The following is a 22529-nucleotide window of genomic DNA, read 5'->3' on the forward strand; positions in this document are numbered from 1 at the left end:
ATCAAGTTATTAAAATATGTATCACGTTTAATGTTTTTGTTCTTATTCATTCCAGATTACGAATCTGCTACAAAATTACAACGTTTTCGGATGAAAATCAAATAAATATAGGAAAAGTTACAGATTGAATGGAGTCGCAACGTAATATCAAGGCAAAACACCAAAAGAAAGAGTCCCGTAAAATGTTGATTTTACGGGACTCTTTCTGTAATTTTCAACCTAATGTCTTTAGGCTCAAGCGGAGAGAGAGGGTAATGAACCTTTACCCTAACTCTCTGTATATTACGCTTTTGCGTTACACCGTATTGGCGTTTTGTAGCAATCTTGTAGCACAGCATTGAATGCTTCCTGAAGTCCATCTGACGACCTCTATCGTCACTTCTTTCGGGTACAAAAGTAGTTATTTTCGAACTAATCTCCAAATGTTTGAAAATAAATTTTTTAGGATTATTTCTGCTACACTTTTAGTGCATGGTGCAAGCCCCTTATATAAGGAGGCTTGCACCATGCACTAAGGGTGAATAAGGGAACCATTGGATGTTGTCTATATCGCTTTAACTAGCATTAAGAATTATACAGGATCCTCGTCATCCAGTGGATTCCGACAGATTGGTTCAAAATGGTTTTGTGCGTCAAAGCAAGAAGCTGCTGTGCCTGGAAACTCTTCTATAAGGGCTTTCCGTACCTCATCATGTCCTTTAAATACAGTAAACCATATAGACCAGCAACCATGCCCCTTGACTAAATCGACAATCGTATAAACATCAATTGATCCAGCTATATATTTTTCCAGATATATGTTTGCCAAGTTCCATTTTTCCAACCTTATCCTCCATCGATAGTCTTTCGCACTTGAATCTTTCGGTCCTTTATTTAGTCCCACAAGCTCAAGCAACGCACGGGCATTGTTCGCTGATTTTCCGCTTAAAGAAGGATTAACTTCTACCACGCCTCCTGCTTTATAGCAAAGGCTCAGAAAAGTGTTGTTGAGGTGTGGCAAGTGGCAACTTCCATACACAACGTTTTTTGTGTCTTTGTTGTCTGCTCCGTTGCAAGTTGGACAGGAAAGCAAGAAATTACTCCATGCGGTTTCAAGATGGGCATAGATATAGTTGCCATCAGCATCTTTGTATTTTTTAGGTTGGATATGTTCAACCTGCAAGTCCCGTTCATCGTCATAAGCTTTTTCGCAATAAGAACATATCGTTCCCAAGTTCATGCATAAAGGGTGCTTTGCATCTTTATAATTGGGATAATTATCATTGATGCGTGGCTCATTCTCAGGATTCCATTTCTCAACAGGCCTCATAACACATTCCTTTCTGCTCTAAGAAGTGCCACATAAGCCGGGTCGTCAGAAAACAGGCTTTCTATCTCATCCAACTCTTTCTTGACCTTTAGAGCATCTGGCGTGTCTGCCTTTTCTTCCTTCACAAGCCGGTAGTATTCTTCCGCTTTTTCTACCATTTCATTGTATTTGGCACTTCTGACAGTATCCATATTCATCTCGTTTATAACGATCTCCTCAATACTCCGTTTGTTCGGGTCATCAATACCCTTTACCCCGTCCAAAGTAATTACATTCTGGCTTTTCACACTTTGCACGATAAACGGCGAGTGAGTAGTCACAATAAACTGCATCATTGGAAATGCGGTCTGCAAATCCAAGAGGATGTGCTTTTGCCAATGAGGATGTAAATACAAGTCCACCTCGTCTATCAAGACAATTCCCGGTGTCTTTTTTACCGCGTCTACACCTAAAAAACCATTGAGTTCAATACACCGATAGGCGATTTCTGCGACGATGTTTATCATCGACTTAAAACCGTCGCTCATCATGTCATACGTGAGCCAGTAGGGTTGTGGATCTTTTGCCATCTGTATTTCGGCAGTAAACTCATTGTTTTTCCGGTCAATCTCAATTACTTTTAATGTAGGTATGGCATCAGATAACGCATTCAGAAAGGCAATGTCAGACCCTGCAAATTCACGCCCTTTATCCAGTTCCTTATCAAATCTATAAATCCAGTCAAATGCACTTTTGAAGTCCACTTTTTCATCCAACGCACATTTATATGCCTTTTCTTCCCTCGAAGCACGTGCTTTTGTTTTTTCTGCCCCATTATAGTTGTTCTCAAGACGGGAAGCACCGAATGATATCATTAACGGTAATACCGATGTTGTTTTTGTTATGTCAGCATCACGTCGTTTCTGTTCCATATTAGCCACCATATCTTTCAATTCCCCAGCATTTTTACGAGAATTTTTGGGACCAAGTCTAAGCCATTTGATGTCCTTTTCTTGGCAGGAGTATTCCTTTGATGTGAAATTGTAGTTTCCATCAATGAAGCAAGCATTTACTTCAAAAACTGGTTTCGCCTGCTGTTTTTGAAAACTTTTAGTCAATTCACTGTATTTCCTTACGACATCGCTATCTTTCGTGTTTCTGGCACAGCCGGTGACGAGAGTCAACTCTTGCAAAAAAGCGCCCAATGCTATTTGCACGGCATGAAGTAACGTGGTCTTACCTGTTGTATTATTTCCTAAAACAACATTCATTCTTGAATCAAAAATGAAAGATCGTTCTGTAAAACCACGAAAGTTCCTTATTGTTATGTCCTTTATCCTCATATTATGAATTTTGTATGATGATTACTTTTTCTGCCCTTGAAGGAATATTGGAGACTAATAAATCCTTAACGTCTACTTGTAGCACTTCAGCTATTCTCATGAGCATCTCCAAAGATGGTTGGGATTTATTCGTACACCATTTACTAACTGTTGTAGGGTCTTTGCCGAGCATTACGGCCAACCATTTAGCAGTACGTTTTTTTTCCGCAAGCACTACTTTTAATCTGTTTATATCTTTATCTACCATAGGATGTTGTGGATTATTATGCAAAGGTATAAAAATATATGTAACTTTGGCATGAGATATAGTAATTTTGCTGATAAATTAGCGTTTTAGTCCATTATTATGAAAGAGGAAATTAACTACAATAAAAATTATTCATCATCTGTATGAATAAGAATCCATGCAACATCCCATTCATATTCATGCAGCTGGTTCTCACTTGTATTTATTATCTTCCTACATATATATTAAACTTGCACCTGTTGAAAGGTTTGGTGCGTACTCTGCAAATGTTTGCATATTGTGCAATACAACCAATTGCAGGTGCCACTAAATTTGTAAAATATGGACAATATCGGTGCAAAACTGAAAAGGAAACGTGAAGAAAAGAACTATTCGCAAGAGTATGTGGCTGAACAACTGGATGTTTCGCCTTCGACTGTATCCAGGGTTGAGAGCGATGCAGGCAATGTAAAACTATGCATTATAGAAAAGTATTGCAAAGTGTTGGAGATGTCCATTGCTGAATTATTTGCAGGAGATGCAAGCCCCACAGCCTACACTTATTCTGTGACTATTCAGATAGGTGTACAACGCATTGAAGAGCTACAAAAATTGGAAAAAGTTCTAGTTTCCATGCAAAAGAAATAATAAAAACTTATAAATATGGAAGTTATCACAATTGACAGTGCAGCCTTTCTGAAATTGAAAGAGCAATTGGATAGAATAGAAAGCTATATTGAGCGAACTGTGGAGTTGAACAAGGATATTGACGATGCTTTGGAAATGAGCAGCAAAGATGTAATGGAGGTCTTGCGAATATCAGAATCCACCCTGTACAGGTGGCGGAAAAACGGGTTGGTAAAGTATCACTACGCTAATTCGGGTGATGTGAGATATTACTACAAATCTCTTTTCGTCGCCATAAAATGTTACCAAGTCAAGGTTCCAGCTACGCCTAAAGAAGAAGCCTTGAAAAGGCTCATGGAGTTTAAAGACAATGTGATTCTGAACGGCTATGTCACTAAAGATAAAACGAAATGATAAGCAAAGACGAGATACTTGAGAGGACTAACCGAGGGTTGGATGTATTCAAATACTATTTAGGAATGCCCTTCAAGCCCGGAAAAAACTTTAGGAATCCCCTATATGAAGATAAAAACGCTTCGTGTAACATCTATTTTGACAAGCATTCGATGATGTTTAAGATGAAAGACTTTGGCAATGAAGGCTATTCCGGAGATTGTTTTTGGTTTGTGGCTACATTGAAAGGGATGAATTTAAAGACGGACTTTGTAAGTATAATTAATCTGATAGCAAAAGACCTTCATCTGGATGTTGTTACAGATTCAAAACAATCCCTTCATCCGATAAGGCGTAATAAAGAAGCCACGATACAAATCATTGAGGTGGACGTCCCAATATATGAAATTGTAGAGAAGACCTTCACATGTTCCGAATTGGAATATTGGCAACAATACGGCATTACTAAAGTTGTTTTGGACACTTTTCATGTATCATCGGTCAATGTATTCAAAAGCGTGAACAGGAATAACGAACCTTTCAAAATCAAAAGTTCCGAAATAGACCCTGTTTTTGCATATAAGGGATTAGGGTACGTCAAGATATACCGCCCAATGAACAAGAAATACCGTTTCCTATATGGCGGAGAAATGCCAGATACCTATTGCTTTGGCTTTGAACAATTGCCCAATAAAGGTGACATCGTTTTTATTACGGGTGGTGAGAAAGATGTAATGTCTTTGTATGCGAAGGGATTCCATGCTTTGTGCTTCAATAGTGAAACAGCTACAATACCTATACAAATCATAGAAATGTTAGAGAGAAAGTTCAGGCATATCATATTCTTGTATGATTCTGACGAAACGGGTAAAAGAGAATCTTTGCGACAATGCTCAACATTATCAGGGCATAATGTCATAAGGATCGAACTGCCTTTACCCGGAACTAAAAAGGAGAAAGACATTTCAGATTTTTTCGCATCCGGCAAAACAAAATCAGACCTCCAGGCATTAATAACGGGTGCGCTTGAAAAATATTATTCAAATACACTCATGCTAATAAAATCATGTGAAATGGATTATAACAATCCCCCGCAAAATTCAAAAACTGTAGTCTCAGTCAACAATGTTCCACTTGGTACCTATGACAATCTATTATGCGTTACGGGTGGAGAAGGTACAGGCAAAAGCAATTTTATTTCAGCGATCATTGCAGGAACCCTGATAGAGGTAGACGAATATTCTGAGATTGACACATTGGGACTTGACATCACTCCGAATTTCAAGCACAAAGCAATCCTGCATTATGACACGGAACAATCAGAATACCAGCTATATAAGAATATGACAAAAACCTTGAAAAGAAGTGGTTTGTCCCATATGCCCGACAGTTATCATTCATTCTATCTTGCCTCTCTTTCCAGAAAAGAACGGTTGGATATAATAAGGGATAGTATGGATTTGTATTACCATAGGTTCGGTGGTATCCACCTTGTGGTCATTGATGGCATAGCTGATCTGATACGTTCTGCAAACGACGAAGCTGAGAGCGTCGCCATTGTAGACGAGCTTTATCGTTTAGCAGGCATCTACCGCACCTGTATTATCTGTGTGTTGCATTTTGTACCGAACGGGATCAAATTACGAGGGCATATCGGATCGGAACTCCAACGTAAGGCAGCTGCAATTATTTCCATAGAGAAAGATGATAATCCTGTTTATTCGGTAGTGAAGGCTATAAAAGTACGTGATGGAAGCCCACTGGATGTTCCTTTGTTGCAGTTCTCGTGGGATACGGATAAAGACATGCACATTTTTGCAGGAGAAAAACCCGTTGAAGATAAGGAGCGTCGTAAACGCAACGATTTAATCAATGTTGCCAAAGAAATATTCTACACAAGAAAATCCCTGTCATACAGTGAATTATCAGAATTGTTGTGTGAGATGTTGGATGTCAAAGAGCGTACATCAAAAAATTATATTCAATACATGAAATCTAATGGAATAATCAGCCAAAATACGTACAATAATTATATTGCAGGTAAACTCTGTAATATTTAAGAATTTGAAATTATGGGACAAAGCAAAAGTCATACAAATTCACCAAATTGTTCTTCTTGTTTCTTAAGATTATGTGCCATACAGTCACAGATAGACAGGTTAGAACGGATGCTTTCTTATTCAAAGGAAACCTTAAACTTTAAGGAAGCCTGCCTTTATACAGGACTTTCAAGCAGTCAATTATATAAACTGTTGAATGGAAAAGAAGTTCCTCATTATAAGCCCCATGGAAAGTTGATATTCTTTAACCGAAAAGAGCTCGACAGTTGGTTGTGCAGTAACAAAAGAAGCATTGAATTAGCGATGGAAATCTAAAATTGAACAGAAATGCCTATCATAAAGCGGATGAACATTAAATTGATCCGACAAATTCCAATTGTGGATTTTTTATTGGCAATAGGGATTTATCCGGTCAAGGTAACATCATGTTACGCATGGTACTACGCACCATACCGAGAGGACGAAGATCTGTCCTTCAAAGTAAACAAGAACCGCAATATATGGTATGACTTCGCTACAGCCAAGAGCGGCGACATTATCGACCTTGCGGTATTGGTGTACCGCACCCACAACATTCCTAAAATATTAAAAATGATTGAGCAGGCTGCTCCTGCTGCACCTCTCAGGATACGGACATTCGTTCCGCATCCGCAACAATCAGCTCCTGATAGGACGCAACTGAAAGCAACCGTATTCCAAAACCTGCGGTTGGAATTGTTGGAATCCTTACCATTGCTTTCCTACCTTTCCAAACGAGGCATAGATATGGAAATAGCCAGTCAAGAATGTTGGGAAGCGCATTACACCTGCCATGGAAATAGTTACTATGCCATTGCATTCCCCAACGAGGCGGGAGGCTACGAGATACGCAATCCCTATTATAAGGGGTGCATTGCTCCGAAAGCGGTGTCATTCATTTCCCAAGGACAAACAGACTGCGTATGCCTGTTCGAAGGGTTCATGGACTATTTGTCCTTTCTGACCTTGCGGAAACGGGAACGGTTGTCCGTACCCTGTTATGGCGCAGACCTGTTGGTGTTGAACTTGGCAAACAACTTGCCCAAGGCATTGTCACGGCTGAAAACCTACAAGCACATCTATTGCTATCTCGACAATGACGATGCCGGACGGCGTGTGGTGGACATGCTACGGGAAATCAAAGGCGATGCCGTGCATGACATGATGGAAACCTACCCGCTCTACAAAGACCTCAATGACATCCTTGTTGGTAAGAAAAAGATGCCGTAATAATACGGATTTGCTTATTACAGAGTCTGCAATTCCTTATTTATGCGAATTTGAATGAAAATATTCCGCAAGAATCACAAAGAATTGCCATGGAATATTTGGCAGTTCGGGATGGATGCAGTATTTTTGCATGGGAAATATCGTCAAATTCATAATAAAGGCGAATATGGCAACAAAAATACAGCAAATATTGGAATCGCATCCAAATAGTTCATTGTTTTTCGGGAATTGGCTCACGAAACAGGGACTTAACTCCAAGGAGCAACATTCGTACATGAAGAGGGGTTGGCTCACTCGTATATCCAAAGGCGTTTATGCTTTGAAAGGCAAATCGCCCACATTGCTGCAAACGGTGGCGGCTTACAATTCGCAACTTGGTAAACAGTGCATCGTGGGCGCTTATACCGCTTTGGAATTAAGGGGGTATTCACATTATCTTTCCCTCGGCAAACCTAAAGCCTACCTGTTTACCGACAAGGAAAACAAACTGCCCTTATGGATTGTTCAAGGGAATTGGGACATGGCTGTCAAGTACATGACAACCTCTTTCCTTGGAACAGACTTGAAGGCAGTCGAACCAATGGTTGTTGAAAGTAACAGTTTGCTCGTTTCTTCCCCTGAAAGGGCATTCTTGGAATGTCTTCATCTGCCAGATGCAGCTTCCTCCTTGCTGGATATGTATTACATCATGGAGAGCCTGACCACGCTTCGCCCTAAACTGGTGCAATCGTTGCTTGAATCATGCACTTCGCAAAAGGTAAAACGACTGTTTGTCTATATGGCAGAAAAAGCGGCCCACCCTTGGTTCAAGGCTCTAAAACTTGATTCTGTAACATTGGGCACATCACGATATATGATAGTGCCCACTGGAAAATACATCGCAAAATATAATATGACCATACCCAAAGAACTTGCTGAATATGAATAGAAACAACGCCAATACACAGATATACGCTCAGAAAGTGGAACTTCTGTTGCGACTGATGCCAATTGTCATGGAAGAGGGCGTATTTGCCGTGCATGGTGGCACTGCCATCAACCTATTTCTTAAGAACTTACCTCGCTATTCGGTTGATATAGACCTGACATATACTCCATTAGCAGACAGAAACCAAAGTTTGGAAGACATCAACCTGCACTTGAAATCCATCAAAGAGAAAGCTGAAAAGGCTTTCAAAGGGATGCACATCGTGCCTAAGTACGACATCTGCAAACTACTTTGCGAATACCGGGGCAAACAAGTCAAGGTGGAGGTGAACCAGACCAAGAGAGGTCTTGTCGGTGGCGAAGCATTAACCATGCCACTGAGCGACAAGGCACAAGAGGAGTTCGGACTCTACTGCGAGGCTGACATAGTTCCACTGACACAGCTATACGGCGGGAAGATTGCGGCGGCTCTTTCCCGGCAACATCCCCGTGACCTGTTTGATGTGAAATATATGGATTTGCCGATGGCAGATTGCAGGGAAGGACTTATCTTTAACTTGCTTGGCAGCGACCGTCCTATCCATGAATCGTTTTCCCCGCGGCTTATAGACCAACGTGAGGCAATGGTAAACCAATTTGATGGCATGACGGACATTCCTTTCACATACGAGGAATTTGAGGGAACAAGGACTAAACTGATAACCGAAGTCAACCGGTTGATGACTGATGATGACAAGAGATTTTTGGTCAGTTTCGAACTTGGCGAACCGAAATGGAATGGGTATGAGTTTGAATACTTCAAAGATTACCCGTCTGTTAAATGGAAACTTGTTAATCTTGCTAAGTTGGCAAAACAGAATCCCCAAAAATTGAAAGACGAAGCGGCAAAGCTTGAAGCACTTCTTGTTGTAGAGTAGTTTATCAGCAAGCTGCTTATAACAGGTTAGACAAATAATAAAAGGTATAAGCAAGCTTTGGCTTGCCAATTATCGCAAGGAAGGACAACCGCCCTATCACATCGGGGAACGGCTGTCCTTCCTTGTTTTCAGTCCTTATGCCGGTTTACGCCACCTGACTTTCCAGCCGTAGACATCGGCAACGTAGGGATAGAGAGAATGTGTGAGCTTGCGGAAGCCTTTCTCGTCAATCTCAAGGTTGTAGATTTTGTCGGCTATCCGTTCGGCATTCTCCCGGCTTTTCGCCACCCGGTAAAGCACATAGTTCGTGCCGTCGTGGTGCGCCATGCGGCTGCGGATATTGTAGCCGTCACCATACCATTCCACGTCAAAACAGGATGAACGCAGTATGTCGGCGACGTTGCTGCCCAAGATTTTATAGCCCTGTCTGCGTCCGCGCCACAAGCCCAAGTCGCCAAACGCAATGATAACGCCGTCCACTTCTTTATTCAAGTTGAGCCGCTCGTCACTGAGCCAGCCGTTGACCACATCCTCCCATTCCTCATCCGTAACCACATAGCTGTCATCCTCCAAGAACTCGCGTTGGCAGTCTTGGTAATACTCCCGTGCCTCGTCGTCCATAAAGCTGTCGTTTGACCAAATAATCTGTTTCATCGTTTTGATAATTTAATGTTAGACTTCTTCTTCCTTCCCTGCCGTCGGGCTTTTACCCGTCCAAAGGGACTTGTTTTTACGTGCAAGAGCCAAGGCGGAAAGGAGGGAACGAATGCAAGGAGGAAGCTGGCCGCCCTCCCGGAACTGCGCCTTGCAGCTTCCCGACCGCCTTACCTTCGCACAGGAAAAACAACGGCCGTGGACAGCCAGTGCGTTTCGTTGCCCGGAGAAGATATACTTCGATGGTCAGGCAAGTACAACAGAACAGCCGAAGCAGGTATAACTGCCTTTAGCAAGGTTGTCAAAGTATGATTGACAGTATGATTTCTCCGTCCGAAGAAAAATCAAGTTAAAGCAGCACAGTATTTCAGTCTGAGGTTTCGCAAGACGGCTTTTCCATTATTCTTTTGCAGGCAAAACGAGATTGTAAACCTATAAACCAGACAAAGCAATGAGTCCATTTATGATATTTGCCTTCGTGCTGACAATAGCCTACGCTATTTATTATGCGGTGGTCATTGCCAAGGACTTGCAGGGCAAAAAAGGACGCACAAACTCTACCGAGGAGGTGTTTGACTTGGAAGGCATGGAGGAAGAGGAATCCGTGCAAGTCAGCGAATCAGGTGACAGCTTCCATGTGGGCAGTTCAGGAGATACGTCGGCCGACCCGATAAAAAGTGAGGAAGAAAATGCTGCCGGGCAGCCGACCGAAGAGCCACGGAGTGCAGCCGAAGAAAAAGCGGACCGCATCCAGTCGGCCCTGTATGAAGCCGAGATAACGAGCGAGAACGGCGTGACCGCTCCCGAACTCCACGAATTGTTGGAGGGCAGGCGGGAGACCCTGTTCAAAACCCCCATGAAGATAACAAGAAATGAGTTGTAAGATGCGCAGGTGGACAGGCTTGTTGTTTGGCGTGTGCACGGCTTTGCCAGCCTCGGCCAAATGCGGTGGCGTGGATTATAGCTGGGGTGCTGACGCATTGGCTCTTATGCATGATTACGTGGTGACCATGATGCTGTATGTGCTCTACCTGCTCTACGCCATTGCCGCCATCGTCGCCATCTATGCCAGCCTGCAAATCTACATCAAAATGAATACGAGGGAGGAAGGCATCACGAGGGAGATAATGATGGTAGTCGGTGCTTGCCTGTTCATCATCGGCGCATCCATCGTGTTCCCGGCGTTCTTCGGCTACCGGGTATGACAGGAAGAAACGAGACAATTCACATAGTGTTTAATTTTTAAGGTAAAAAGAATGTTTAAAGGAAAAATCAGAAAGTGGATGAAGGGACTTTGCCCTTCCGGGAGATTGAAAATGCTCTCTCTCATGCTGCTAGCAGGCACCACAGCAGCACTCGCCCAGAACGCCGCCGGCGACTATACGGCGGGCACCACCGCCCTCGGCACGGTGACGACCGAAATCGCCAAGTACGTGCCTTACGTGGTGAAGCTGTGTTACGCCATCGCCGGTGTCGTGGCCATCGTGGGAGCCATCAGCGTGTACATCAAGATGAACAACGAGGAACAGGATGTCAAGAAGTCCATCATGATGATTGTGGGTGCTTGTATCTTCCTTGTGGCAGCAGCCCAGGCACTCCCGTTGTTCTTCGGCATCACCAGCTAAGCCATGCCCGGAATGCACGGTGACACCCGTCCTTTGGAATACCCCATGTTCAAGGGGCTGCAACGGCCTCTTGAATTCATGGGGATTCAGGGAAGGTACATCTACTGGGCGGCAGGGGCCATCGGTGGTGCCATTGTCGGATTCATCGTGGCTTACTGCCTCTCCGGTTTCTTTGCCGGGCTGATAGTCTTGGTGGCCGCACTTGGCTGCGGCGCGGCACTCATCCTGCTCAAACAGCGCAAGGGGCTTCACAGCAAGAAGAACGACAAAGGTGTGTTTGTCTATGCCCGCTCCAAAGGACTGTAAACGCCCATGCCAAGATTAAAGCGGCCTTGATGCGGGATATGATATTACTCCATAAAAACAGCAAATACGGAAATGATTAAATAACCATACAAAACAACGAACGGATGCAAGTCTTTCTAATGATATGTATCGGGCTGCTGCTCGCCTCCTGCGGCGGAGAGAGGCAACCCAAGCCCACGGTTGCCGCCATCGAATCGGGCGAGAAAACACGCATGGAGTGGCAAAAAGCCCGCAAACCAATTAAAGTCTGCATTGAGGGTATGGAGGCAACAACCCCTGCATGGCCCCACCTTGGCGTATATATGGACGTAAGCACTGCCATACCCGAAGAAAGGCAGGCATTAGCAGGAGCGATGTTCACCCGGAAGGGAGACGTGTATGTGTCGGCAAACCGTCATGCACTCACTTCCGACACGACGGCGACCGTCAGCGTTTGTTATCCTTTCCGAAAAGGACTAGGGACAAACGATACTCTCCGCCTGATCGCCCCGTTCGATGAGAACCTTTATGGAGTGGAAACCCGCCGCATCATCGGGACTACCATCCAACCGACATTCAGGCTGCAAAGTTCCATGGCATTGCTACGCATCGTCTGTGAGGGCGATGACCTGCGTGACCGGTTGGACGGCATCACCCTCATCGGGGATGACATCTATACTGAAGGTGGCTATCAGCCTTACACAGGCAGATGGCTCGATAAAAAAGCCAACGGCAGCCTACAAGCAGGAAGTACGGACTGCCTGCTGAACAACGGCAGGAAGCATGACCTTTACCTGATTCCGACCGAAACCGCCTGCTCCGTTACTATCATCATCCGCATCAACGGCAAAGACCATGTGTTGCGTACCATGTTGCCACCCTTAACGGCAGGAAGCATGACGCACCTCTCCATCCGCAAAGGCAACGAGGGCGTGGCCATCAACGGCAGTTGGGTGGAGCCGGAGCGTAGCCTGGCGTATAAATTCCGGATGATGCCGGTTGATTCCGTGCAAACGGGGCATTACCTGCAAAGGGACGGGACGATACAGGCGAAGCGTGACACTCTTTCCATGGCCGTGGTCATGGAAACGGACGGCAAGCACGGCAAGGCGGTTGCCTTATCTGATTGTCCGGGATCGTTCGTATTCTCCGGAAACGGCGTTTCAAGCGGCAGGCGATTCCCGACCATTGACGGGAAACGAAAAGAAGGCATTATCAATCCGACCACCGGCATCGGCGAGGATGACAAGGTCATCTACAAGCCAGGAATGCCCTATTCGAGCGATTGCGCCTTGGGCTATACTGATGGGGCAACCCTCACGCAAGGACTGGTGGAAGCCGATGGACAAACCAAGCGAAATTCTCCTTTGGGCAGGCGAACCATGCTGCAAGAGACGGCACGGCATCCCGGCGGTTATGTGCCCTCACTCGGTGAATTGGCCAAGCTCTATTACCTGCTGGAATGTGCCAAGCCCTCCACGCTGAAAGGCCTGATACCCCCCTTGCAAGGCGAATACCTCACTTGCTCCGAAAGCGGCAAGGAGACCTTCTATCTGATGGACTTCTCCCACGGCATCGTGACCGGAAGGTTATCTAAGCGGTATACCCAGGCGAAACTACGACTTTTCTACCTATTCTAAAATGAAGAAGACCCCATGACACTATACGTACTATTGACATTCACGGCACTTTTGGCGGGCATGGCCATCTCCGTCCGGGCATTCGGCACGGGCTGCAAGCGCAAACGTATGTTCCGGGAAATCTATTTCTCCATTGAGGACGTAGACGGCATCGGCATTCTCTACACCAAGACCGGGGAATACTCCGCCATCCTGCGCATCGAAAATCCGGTGCAGAAGTTCTCCGCTGACATCGACAGCTACTATGAATATACCCGTTTATTCACCGCCCTTGCCCAGACACTCGGCGAGGGCTATGCCCTGCACAAGCAGGACATCTTCACGAGGCAGGGCTTCGAGGAAACAGGCAACGGCAGACACGAGTTCCTGAGCGAATCCTATTTCCGCTATTTCAAAGGCAGACAGTACACCGACAACCGCACCTACCTGACCGTGACGCAGGAGAACCGTAAGGGCAACCTGTTCTCCTATGATGACAAACGGTGGAAGGACTTCCTGGTGAAGATACGCAAGGTGAAAGACCAGTTGCGCGACGCAGGCATCCGTACCCAGTTTCTGGACAAGGCAGAAGCAAGTACTTACGTTGACCACTACTTCACGATGGACTTCTCAGACAAGCCCGTGGCGATGGACAGCTTCAAGGCGGGCGAGGAATGCGTGGAGATGGGCGGCAGGAAATGCAAGGTGTTTTCCATTGTCGATGTGGACAGCGCGGGCCTGCCCTCATTAGTACGCCCGTTCACCAACATTGAAGTGAACAACACCGAGATGCCAGTGGACTTGGTGTCGATGATAGACAGCATCCCCGACGCACGGACGGTGGTTTACAACCAGATGATCTTCATGCCCGGCCAGAAGAAGGAGCTTGCCGCACTGGAAAAGAAGAAGAACCGCCATGCCAGCATACCCAACCCCTCGAACCTGATGGCCGTGGAGGACATCAAGCGGGTGCAGGACGTGGTGGCAAGAGAGAGCAAGCAGCTTGTCTATATGCACTACAACCTCATGGTGTGCTGCGACAAAGGCACCGACCTGCAGAAGCCCACCAACTACTTGGAGAACAGCTTCGGCAGGCTCGGCATCCACATCAGCAAGCGGGCGTACAACCAGCTGGAGCTGTTCGTGGCTTCGTTTCCCGGCAACTGTTACGGCATGAGCGTGGACTACGACCGCTTCCTCACCCTCGGCGATGCAGCCGCCTGCCTGATGTACAAGGAGCGTATCCAGCACAGCGAGGACACCCCATTGAAGATATACTATACCGATCGTCAAGGCGTGCCCGTGGCCATTGACATCACTGGCAAGGAAGGGCGCAATAAGCTGACAGACAACTCCAATTTCTTTTGTTTGGGGCCAAGCGGAAGCGGCAAATCGTTCCACATGAACAGCGTGGTGCGCCAGCTGCACGAACAAAACACGGACGTGGTGATGGTCGATACGGGTAACTCCTACGAGGGACTGTGCGAATACCTGAACGGCAAGTACATCAGTTATACGGAGGAGAAGCCGATTACCATGAACCCTTTCCGCATCAACCGCCAAGAACTGAATGTGGAAAAGACCGGTTTCCTGAAAAACCTTGTGCTACTGATATGGAAAGGCTCCCAGGGCACGGTCAGCAAGACGGAGGACAGGCTCATCGACCAAGTAATCACCGAATACTATGACGTTTATTTCAACGGTTTTGACGGCTTCACCCCTCCCCAGCGGGAAGACCTGCGCAAGAGCCTGCTGGTGGACGACCGCAACAACTCTCGTGATGGCAGGGAAACGGAAGAGGAACGGCTGGCCCGCATCGAAAGGGAGATCGACGAGATAGAACGCCGCCGTAAGGAGCTGAAGGTGGAGGGCCTTTCGTTCAACACGTTCTATGAATACTCCGTGCAACGCATCCCCGACATCTGCCACGAGAACAACCTTGCGGGCATCGACCTCTCCACCTACCGCTACATGATGAAGGACTTTTACCGAGGCGGCAACCACGAAAAGACGCTGAACGAGGAAATGGACGGCACCCTGTTCGATGAAACTTTCATTGTCTTCGAAATCGATGCGATAAAAGATGACCCGTTGCTTTTCCCCATCGTGACGCTCATCATCATGGACGTGTTCCTGCAAAAAATGCGCCTGAAAAAGAAGCGCAAAGTCTTGGTGATTGAGGAAGCGTGGAAAGCCATCGCCTCTCCGCTGATGGCCGAGTACATCAAGTTCATGTACAAGACCGCCCGCAAGTTCTGGGCAAGCGTTGGCGTGGTGACGCAGGAGATACAGGACATCATCGGGTCGGAAATCGTGAAGGAGGCCATCATCAACAACTCCGATGTGGTGATGCTGCTCGACCAAAGCAAGTTCCGGGAGCGGTTCGACGGCATTAAGGCGATACTCGGCCTGACCGATGTGGAGTGCAAGAAGATATTCACCATCAACCGCTTGGAAAACAAGGAGGGGCGCTCGTTCTTCCGGGAGGTGTTCATACGTCGTGGCACGGCCAGTGAGGTGTACGGCGTGGAAGAACCGAGGGAATGCTACATGACCTACACTACGGAGCGGGCTGAAAAGGAAGCCCTGAAACTTTACAAGCGGGAATTGGGATGCAGCCATCAGGAGGCCATTGAAGCCTATTGCCGTGATTGGCAACTTTCGGGCATCGACAAGTCCTTGGCGTTCGCCCAGGAGGTGAACAAGGCAGGCCGTGTGCTGCATCTGGAACGGAACCGTCGGAAAACCATTCAGTAATCACACAATAATCATCTACAAATAATCGACATTATGGAAGCAGAAAAATTCATCCACGACTTTTGGAAGGCCAACGAAATCAGCAACTTCTCGAAAGAGGCCACCGTGTTGTTCTTCTACCTCATTTATGTGTGGGAGAACGAGAAGAAACCTGACGTGTTCTATGTGCATCCTGCCAGCCTGCTGTGCAAAGTAAGGGGATTCAGCGTAAAGGGAGTGTTGACTGCCAGTGAGGAATTGCAGGAACGCGGCTACATCACCTACAAAGCCCCCGACCAGCAATGGTGTTCTGGGGAGTATTCGCTTTGCCTTGACCGGGACATGAAAACAGGGAAGAATGAAAATCCGGGCAACAACCCGAACAATACAAACATCAAGCCCTGATAATCTATGATAAGACTTCTTGTCCTATTGGTATGCGCCTGTGCTTCCGTCATTTTGGCGGAAGCACAGTACGTGCGTGTCAACTACGACAAGAAGACCGTGGCGGCGATGGCGGCAGCCTATGCCACGGAAACGACCACGGAAGCCTATTATACCGAGCAGGTGAAGGACATACTCGACAAATACAACGCGGCGGAAGTGGCCGCGGCGGGTATCTTCCTGTCAAAATACCTCGACCGTAAGGCATTGACGGAACTGGGCGTCTGGAGCGACGGGACAGAGAACTACTATTACCGCCGCATCTATAACCTCGTAAGTGCGAAGATTATGCCGAAAATCTGGACAGTGGCAGGCCAGATGCTCCATTCCCCGCAGACAGCCCTGTATTGGGGCAGTTACTTGATGAAAGTCTGCGCCGAGGTAAAGGCCCTCTGTATGCAATTTGAATCGGTGGTGACGAACGACACATTGTCGTTCCGGGACGTAGTGTTCCTGGAAATCGCCCCGCAGTTTGCTCCATTGTTCAAACTGTCGGAAAGCGGCGGCATCGACTGGGATGCCTTCTTCGACGATCTGGGCAATATCCGGCACAATTTCACCAAGGAAAACCTGAAAACGGACATTGACAACCTATATAACATGGGGGTAGGACTGGCTCAGGCCGGGGCGGACAATTTTTCGGATGCCATTCTGGGCGGGAGCAGTTTTCATGACCTGCTGAACGGGAAGATAAGCGACATTGCACGAGTGGCCGGGAATGCTTACGACCTGTACGGACAAATGGAACATTCCGTGGGCAATACGCTGCTCTCGATGGTCGGAGGACCGGAGGGAGTGGCCAACCTGTTCCAGACCGGCAACTACAACCTGACTTCGTGGATAAGCGACTACCTGAAAGAAGCGGTCGGGCAATACTACACCCAACGGTGGTACATTTACCGCAGGGATGCCGGCACGGAAACCCTGTGCGACTACACCCCGCCCACGGACGACAACAGCATAATTTACGGCGGAGAGTGGACACGGTTCAACACTTCCGATGCAGGATTCTATCCCAACAGCGCACAGACTGAGCAGATACTCAGCAATTCAGAGCGGTATGCCGGATGGTCGAGGGCGCAGGTGGAACAGATGAACCAGTCAAACGACGGCTATACGTACCACATCAGCTATTATCGTTCCGTTTACAACATCAACCGGGGCGGTAATCTGATACAGAAGGCATACGCTTACAGCATAAAAGTAACCAGAAGCTGGAACCACGAGGAAATGGTGTATGAAGACGTGTTCGATTCCTACAAGATGGACTTGAACGCTTTCAAGGCCGGGCTGAACGCCCGGTTGTCGGAGTTCAACGACAATGAGGAAGGATACACCTATGTCATCGGCAGCGATGCCAAGCACTATTACCAGGCCACGGACGAAGCCAAGCTGCAAGGTCGCGAGAGCGTGATCGTCAGCGTGACCTGTCATGACGGGGTGACATTGGGCAGCGGAAGCACCCAATACAAGTGCCGCACCTGCGGCGGTAGTCTGAACAGCCACTCCAAGGACTGCGCCATGCAGACTACCGTGTCCGGGGATGACGAACTGGATTTGTCCGGTCTGGACGAACTGGAAAACGAATACAATGCGGAAGCGGCGGCCTTGCAGTCGCAGATAGATGCCTTGGAAGCCGAGAACGCCGAGTTGGTGAAACAAATCGCATCGGCCACGGTGGAAGAAGCAGCCTCCTTGCGGCAACAGTACAACCGCAACAAAGATGAAATCACCCGGCTGGAATCCGACCTGTCCTCTATCCGGAAGAAGCAGGAGGAGCTGGCGCAAGCCAAGGAGGAAGCGGCGGCGGAGAACGACGTGCCTACGGATGACTATTACCGCATCCCCGCCATTATGCAGGAGTGCAAGAACGCCTATAGCCTGACGTGGCAGGGTGACGGCTGGTGGAGCGGCTACAGCTACCTGCGGGAAGCCATCGCCCCGAACATCAACGGAACCATCACTTTCAAGGCCACCCTGTCCATTGCCCGCAAGCCCAAGTATTTCTTGGGAATCAAAATACACCGTGCCATCATGCAGATAAACTGGGAACTGACGGCGGAGTATTCGGACACGGAAGTGGTGGACATCATCGAGCTTGATCCGGCCATGAGCGAGTCGGAAAAGGCAACGTTGGTCAATGACCGCCTGTCGGAGATTGCCCGGCAATACCCTTCGTGTGAAATCACCACGGAATATGTGAAATCGGAACCGGTGGAGGAAGACACGACCACGGACACCTACCACCTGCTGTGGGCATCCGACCGGCTGGAAATCGCCCGTCAGGTGGAAGCCCGGCTGACAAACATCTACGCCGACCTCGTTGCCTTGGAGAAGATGATGAATTACAAGCTCGGCATCATTGACGTGCTGAAGGACGTCGCGCCTTTTGTCAACGAGGAGCGGGGACGCAGGCTTACTCTGGTGGAGGAATGCCGACGCAGATGGTTGCGTGGTGCGGCGAACAGTCTGCACTCGGTGGATTACAACGGGAAATACGAGGAAACGGATGAAAATAGGGAGGAAACGGAATGAAGCTGGCTATAAGAAATATCAGGCATATCATCCTTCTGATGATGGTGACGGCGTTTTCGTTGGAGATGTCGGCACAATGGAACTTTGACATCGTTTCAGTGGAAGCCTATATAAATGACCACAAACAACAGCGAAGCCTGTTACTGGCCCGTTCGACACTGGAACTGAGCAACCAACTCCTGCACGAATACAGCAGCGAAGCAGCGGTGGACTTCAAGGAACTGAACGTGGATTTGGACAAGTACACAAGGGCTTTTGATGTCATTGACATCCTCTACCAGTCGCTGCGTACCTCGCTCAACGTGTATTCCACCTACAATAGCGTGAGCGACCGAGTCGGGGACTACAAGGATTTACTAAATGACTATTATACAAAAGTGGTGGAGCGGAACAGGATGGAACTTCATGACACACTGATTATCGGCATCAGCCTAAGGTGTGTGGAAAGGATTGCAGAAGACGGCAAGCAACTCTACCGCTCGATGAGCGACTTGGTATTGTATGCCACCGGTGCGGCGGCTTGCTCCACCTCGGACTTGCTGCTGGTATTGGAAAGCATCAACCAAGGACTGGACAACATCGAGCGGCATTTGAACAAAGCCTACTTTGAAACATGGCGGTATATCCAACTCCGCATGGGGTATTGGAAAGAAAGCATTTATCTGGCCAAGGACAAGTCGCAGATAGCGAACGAGGCTTTCCGGCGGTGGAGGGATTCCGGGCTGAATCCGTATAACCGATGAAAGGGAATGGAGGCATGGAAACGAAAAACAAGATGCGAGAAACCAAATACGAGAAAATTGAAATGAAACGAGCGGTATATATAATAATAGGTATTGGGGCGGCTATGTTCGGCCTTGCACCCAAGGCACTTGCCCAAAGCGTAACCTACAACCACGATGCTGCCAAGATGAACCAGATAACGGTGGCTGAAATCGGGTCGGGAGGATTGACACCGGCATTTTATTACCAACTGCTGCATAACTCCTATCAAAAGAGCGCGGCGGCAAAGAACAAATTGGGCTTCCGCACGGCGGCGGGTATCAACCTGTACAACCAGGTTGACGATGCCGAGGCATTGGATTCCGCCATGACCCAACGTGCCCGGATTGAGGCGTTGAACGTGGCCGACCGAAGCGGCGGTGCATTGGACATGGCCTGGTTGACCGAGGGCGAAAAGGTCAATGCTGCCTTGGAGAACTTCGAGCGGAATATACGGCGGATTACGGAAGCCGGGGGCAGCAGTCGTGAGCGGGAGCTTTGGGAGGATTGCTACCGGATGTACCAATGTGCAGTCAAGGCGATGCACAATGCCTATATGCCCAATTCGGAACGCAAGAAACAGTACCTCCGCATCCATGCTGACATTATCCGCAAGAATGAAACCTTGGTGCGCTACTTGGTGCGGTTGGCCAGCTCCACCAAAGTCGCCGAACTGTTGGAGGCTTCGGCAACCATAGAAGACCGCCGGACGCAAATAGCTATGGCGGCAATGAACCGATGGCGGGAGGCCGGCTGGCGGGCAAAGGGGAATTAAACCGATGGCAGGGATAAGAAAATTCAATAACCAATACATATAAGACAATGAGCAAGGATAACGCGATTCAGGTGTTTAGCCACCCACAGTTCGGGAGCATCAACACCGTAGAAACGGAGAATGAGAAAGTGTTGTTCAAAGGAAACGATGTGGCAAGGGCATTGGGGTATTCAGATGCCCCACAAGCTGTCCGAATGCATTGCAAGGGGGTTGTTGTTTTAACAACCCCCTCTGAAAACCAGTATGGTACGGTGGTTATGTTACCCACCAAGTACATTGCGGAAGCGGATGTTTACCGCTTGGTGATGCGTAGCAAACTGCCCGAAGCGGAGAAGTTTCAGGATTGGGTATGCGAGGAAGTATTGCCGAGCATCCGCAAGCACGGGGGCTATCTGACCGATGCCGCCTTGCAACGGGTCGTGACAGAGCCGGACTTCCTGATAGGTTTGGCCAATGCCATCAAGGAGGAACGGAAGAACCGTCTGGAAGTGGAAGCCAAGTATGAGGAGCAAAAGCAGTTGATTGGCAAACAACAGGAGCAGATAGAGGAACTGGGCAAGCGGACAAGCTACGTGGAACTCGTGCTGCAATGTAAAGGACTACTTGACATTACACAAATTGCGCAAGACTATGGAATGTCGGGACGGAAAATGAATGCCATTCTGCACGAGAAAGGCATCCAGTACAAGGACAACAAGCAATGGATTTTGTATGCCGCCTACAAGGACAAGGGCTATGTGCATAGCGCCACACTTTCCTTGGAGAGTGGCAAATCGGTGATGCGCACCCAATGGACGCAGAAAGGACGGATGTTCATTTATGAAAAACTGAAAGCGGACGGCATCCTGCCGGTGATGGAACGGGAGAAATCCCCAATAGATAACGAAATGACAGCTTAACGACATGGACGACGATATACTTTCGGATTTCGGCATCCACCTCTTGGAAGAGGAGATTGACGATGTGATATTCCAGACCAACGAGTTCCTGACAGATGCCACCTTTACGGGGGCGCAGGGACCCTTTTGGTGGATCTTGCAGATGTGCATGGCATTGGCTGCCCTGTTCGCCATCATCATGGCGGCGGGCATGGCGTACAAGATGATGGTGAAGAAAGAACCATTGGACGTGATGAAACTGTTCAAGCCGTTGGCGGTGGCGGTCATCATGTCGTGGTGGTATCCGCCCGCCGACACGGGTATTACCAACAGCGGGAGCAGTTGGTGCGTGTTGGACTTCCTGTCCTATATCCCAAACGCCATAGGCTCGTACACCCACGACCTCTACCAAGCGGAAGCCTTGCAGATTACAGACAAATTCGAGGAAGTGCAGCAACTCATTTATGTGCGTGATACCATGTACACCAGCCTTCAGGCACAAGCCGACATTGCCCGTTCCGGCACGATGGACCCGGCGTTGGTGGAATCAACTATGGAACAGACAGGTGTCGAAGAAGTGACGGAAATGGAGAAAGATGCCAGCCGCCTGTGGTTCACCTCCTTGGTGAGCGGGGCGACCGTCTGTCTGGATAAAATCGTGATGGTCATCGCCTTGATTGTATATAGAATCGGTTGGTGGGCTACAATCTATTGTCAGCAAATATTACTTGGAATGCTGACGATATTCGGCCCGATACAATGGGCTTTCAGCCTGCTACCCAAATGGGAAGGGGCTTGGGCGAAATGGATGACAAGGTACTTAACGGTACATTTTTATGGCGCGATGTTGTACTTCGTGGGCTTCTATGTACTGCTTCTGTTTGACATCGTGTTATGCATTCAGGTGGAGAACCTGACGGCGATAACCGCCAGCGAGACAACGATGGCGGCATACTTGCAAAACTCGTTCTTCTCGGCGGGCTACCTGATGGCGGCCAGCATCGTGGCATTGAAATGCCTGAACCTTGTACCAGACCTTGCGGCATGGATGATACCGGAGGGTGACACGGCATTCAGTACGAGAAACTTCGGTGAGGGCGTGGCGCAACAGGCGAAAATGTCGGCCACCGGGGCTATGCACTCGTTGATGAGATAAAAGAAGAATAATGAACGACGATTATAACTGT

The 22529-nt window shown here is 47.9% G+C and carries 23 protein-coding genes; 19 read left to right on the forward strand and 4 right to left on the reverse strand.

Going from position 1 to position 22529, the window contains the following annotated elements:
• Positions 1–571: 571 nt before the first annotated feature.
• Genes H6A34_RS00080 through H6A34_RS00090 form a run of 3 tightly spaced genes read right to left on the reverse strand, consistent with a single transcriptional unit; the run spans position 572 to position 2878 of the window.
• On the reverse strand, positions 572–1309 hold the full coding sequence (locus tag H6A34_RS00080; RefSeq protein WP_013619294.1) for an HNH endonuclease: 738 nt from the start codon (positions 1307–1309) through the stop codon (positions 572–574).
• The gene (locus H6A34_RS00085) at positions 1306–2631 is read right to left on the reverse strand and encodes an AAA family ATPase (protein ID WP_205102699.1); all 1326 of its coding nucleotides are present in this window, start codon (positions 2629–2631) and stop codon (positions 1306–1308) included. Before H6A34_RS00085 ends, H6A34_RS00080 begins: the two co-directional genes overlap by 4 nt.
• A 1-nt stretch (position 2632) precedes the next feature.
• Entirely contained in the window at positions 2633–2878 is a 246-nt protein-coding gene (locus H6A34_RS00090) for a helix-turn-helix transcriptional regulator (protein ID WP_013619296.1), read from the reverse strand.
• A 321-nt stretch (positions 2879–3199) separates the two neighbouring features.
• On the opposite strand from H6A34_RS00090, the gene H6A34_RS00095 reads away from it, so the two are divergent.
• The 7 genes from H6A34_RS00095 (at position 3200) to H6A34_RS00125 (ending at position 9029) form a co-directional block, all read left to right on the forward strand.
• Positions 3200–3505, forward strand: coding sequence for a helix-turn-helix domain-containing protein (locus H6A34_RS00095; protein WP_013619298.1), 306 nt, complete (start codon positions 3200–3202; stop codon positions 3503–3505).
• Positions 3506–3520: 15 nt separating this feature from the next.
• The gene (locus tag H6A34_RS00100) at positions 3521–3898 is read left to right on the forward strand and encodes a helix-turn-helix domain-containing protein (protein ID WP_013619299.1); all 378 of its coding nucleotides are present in this window, start codon (positions 3521–3523) and stop codon (positions 3896–3898) included.
• Positions 3895–5937: a toprim domain-containing protein gene (locus tag H6A34_RS00105; protein ID WP_087248253.1), complete on the forward strand. Its 2043-nt coding sequence runs from the start codon at positions 3895–3897 to the stop codon at positions 5935–5937. Before H6A34_RS00100 ends, H6A34_RS00105 begins: the two co-directional genes overlap by 4 nt.
• 108 nt (positions 5938–6045) lie before the next feature.
• Positions 6046–6252, forward strand: coding sequence for a helix-turn-helix domain-containing protein (locus tag H6A34_RS00110; RefSeq protein WP_239480707.1), 207 nt, complete (start codon positions 6046–6048; stop codon positions 6250–6252).
• 63 nt (positions 6253–6315) lie between these two features.
• Positions 6316–7185: a toprim domain-containing protein gene (locus tag H6A34_RS00115; RefSeq protein ID WP_338088569.1), complete on the forward strand. Its 870-nt coding sequence runs from the start codon at positions 6316–6318 to the stop codon at positions 7183–7185.
• A 166-nt stretch (positions 7186–7351) separates the two neighbouring features.
• Positions 7352–8113: a type IV toxin-antitoxin system AbiEi family antitoxin gene (locus H6A34_RS00120; RefSeq protein ID WP_205102701.1), complete on the forward strand. Its 762-nt coding sequence runs from the start codon at positions 7352–7354 to the stop codon at positions 8111–8113.
• Positions 8106–9029, forward strand: a complete 924-nt coding sequence (locus H6A34_RS00125) for a nucleotidyl transferase AbiEii/AbiGii toxin family protein (protein ID WP_205102703.1) — start codon at positions 8106–8108, stop codon at positions 9027–9029. The genes H6A34_RS00120 and H6A34_RS00125 overlap by 8 nt, the downstream gene beginning before the upstream one ends.
• Before the next feature lie 135 nt (positions 9030–9164).
• On the opposite strand, the gene H6A34_RS00130 is transcribed toward H6A34_RS00125, so the two are convergent.
• Entirely contained in the window at positions 9165–9683 is a 519-nt protein-coding gene (locus H6A34_RS00130; RefSeq protein ID WP_205102705.1) for a hypothetical protein, read from the reverse strand.
• A gap of 451 nt (positions 9684–10134) precedes the next feature.
• Between H6A34_RS00130 and H6A34_RS00135 the strand changes: the two genes are divergently transcribed.
• The 12 genes from H6A34_RS00135 to H6A34_RS00190 all read left to right on the forward strand — a co-directional run bounded on the left by H6A34_RS00135 (position 10135) and on the right by H6A34_RS00190 (position 22498).
• Positions 10135–10566 carry a hypothetical protein gene (locus H6A34_RS00135; protein ID WP_013619306.1) on the forward strand — a complete coding sequence of 144 codons (432 nt, stop codon included), beginning with the start codon at positions 10135–10137 and terminating at the stop codon, positions 10564–10566.
• A 1-nt stretch (position 10567) separates the two neighbouring features.
• Positions 10568–10888, forward strand: a complete 321-nt coding sequence (locus H6A34_RS00140) for a DUF4134 family protein (RefSeq protein WP_301638875.1) — start codon at positions 10568–10570, stop codon at positions 10886–10888.
• 51 nt (positions 10889–10939) lie between these two features.
• Complete coding sequence (locus H6A34_RS00145; RefSeq protein ID WP_041584103.1) at positions 10940–11308, forward strand: DUF4134 domain-containing protein; 369 nt, start codon at positions 10940–10942, stop codon at positions 11306–11308.
• Positions 11309–11311: 3 nt separating this feature from the next.
• Entirely contained in the window at positions 11312–11614 is a 303-nt protein-coding gene (locus H6A34_RS00150) for a DUF4133 domain-containing protein (RefSeq protein ID WP_420870781.1), read from the forward strand.
• 104 nt (positions 11615–11718) lie between these two features.
• Complete coding sequence (locus H6A34_RS00155) at positions 11719–13233, forward strand: hypothetical protein (RefSeq protein WP_205102707.1); 1515 nt, start codon at positions 11719–11721, stop codon at positions 13231–13233.
• A gap of 15 nt (positions 13234–13248) precedes the next feature.
• Positions 13249–15969 carry a TraG/VirB4 family ATPase gene (locus H6A34_RS00160; RefSeq protein ID WP_205102709.1) on the forward strand — a complete coding sequence of 907 codons (2721 nt, stop codon included), beginning with the start codon at positions 13249–13251 and terminating at the stop codon, positions 15967–15969.
• A gap of 33 nt (positions 15970–16002) precedes the next feature.
• Positions 16003–16353 carry a hypothetical protein gene (locus H6A34_RS00165; protein ID WP_013619312.1) on the forward strand — a complete coding sequence of 117 codons (351 nt, stop codon included), beginning with the start codon at positions 16003–16005 and terminating at the stop codon, positions 16351–16353.
• A 6-nt stretch (positions 16354–16359) separates the two neighbouring features.
• On the forward strand, positions 16360–18927 hold the full coding sequence (locus H6A34_RS00170) for a hypothetical protein (protein ID WP_205102711.1): 2568 nt from the start codon (positions 16360–16362) through the stop codon (positions 18925–18927).
• Positions 18924–19670, forward strand: a complete 747-nt coding sequence (locus H6A34_RS00175) for a hypothetical protein (RefSeq protein ID WP_205102713.1) — start codon at positions 18924–18926, stop codon at positions 19668–19670. The genes H6A34_RS00170 and H6A34_RS00175 overlap by 4 nt, the downstream gene beginning before the upstream one ends.
• Positions 19671–19732: 62 nt before the next feature.
• Positions 19733–20464: a DUF5045 domain-containing protein gene (locus H6A34_RS00180; RefSeq protein WP_205102853.1), complete on the forward strand. Its 732-nt coding sequence runs from the start codon at positions 19733–19735 to the stop codon at positions 20462–20464.
• 71 nt (positions 20465–20535) lie between these two features.
• On the forward strand, positions 20536–21363 hold the full coding sequence (locus tag H6A34_RS00185) for a phage antirepressor (RefSeq protein ID WP_338088570.1): 828 nt from the start codon (positions 20536–20538) through the stop codon (positions 21361–21363).
• A 4-nt stretch (positions 21364–21367) separates the two neighbouring features.
• A complete protein-coding gene (locus tag H6A34_RS00190; protein WP_205102717.1) occupies positions 21368–22498 on the forward strand; it encodes a hypothetical protein in 1131 nt (376 codons plus the stop codon).
• Positions 22499–22529 lie beyond the last annotated feature (31 nt).

The organism is Marseilla massiliensis (genome assembly GCF_016899855.1).
GTDB lineage: Bacteria > Bacteroidota > Bacteroidia > Bacteroidales > Bacteroidaceae > Prevotella.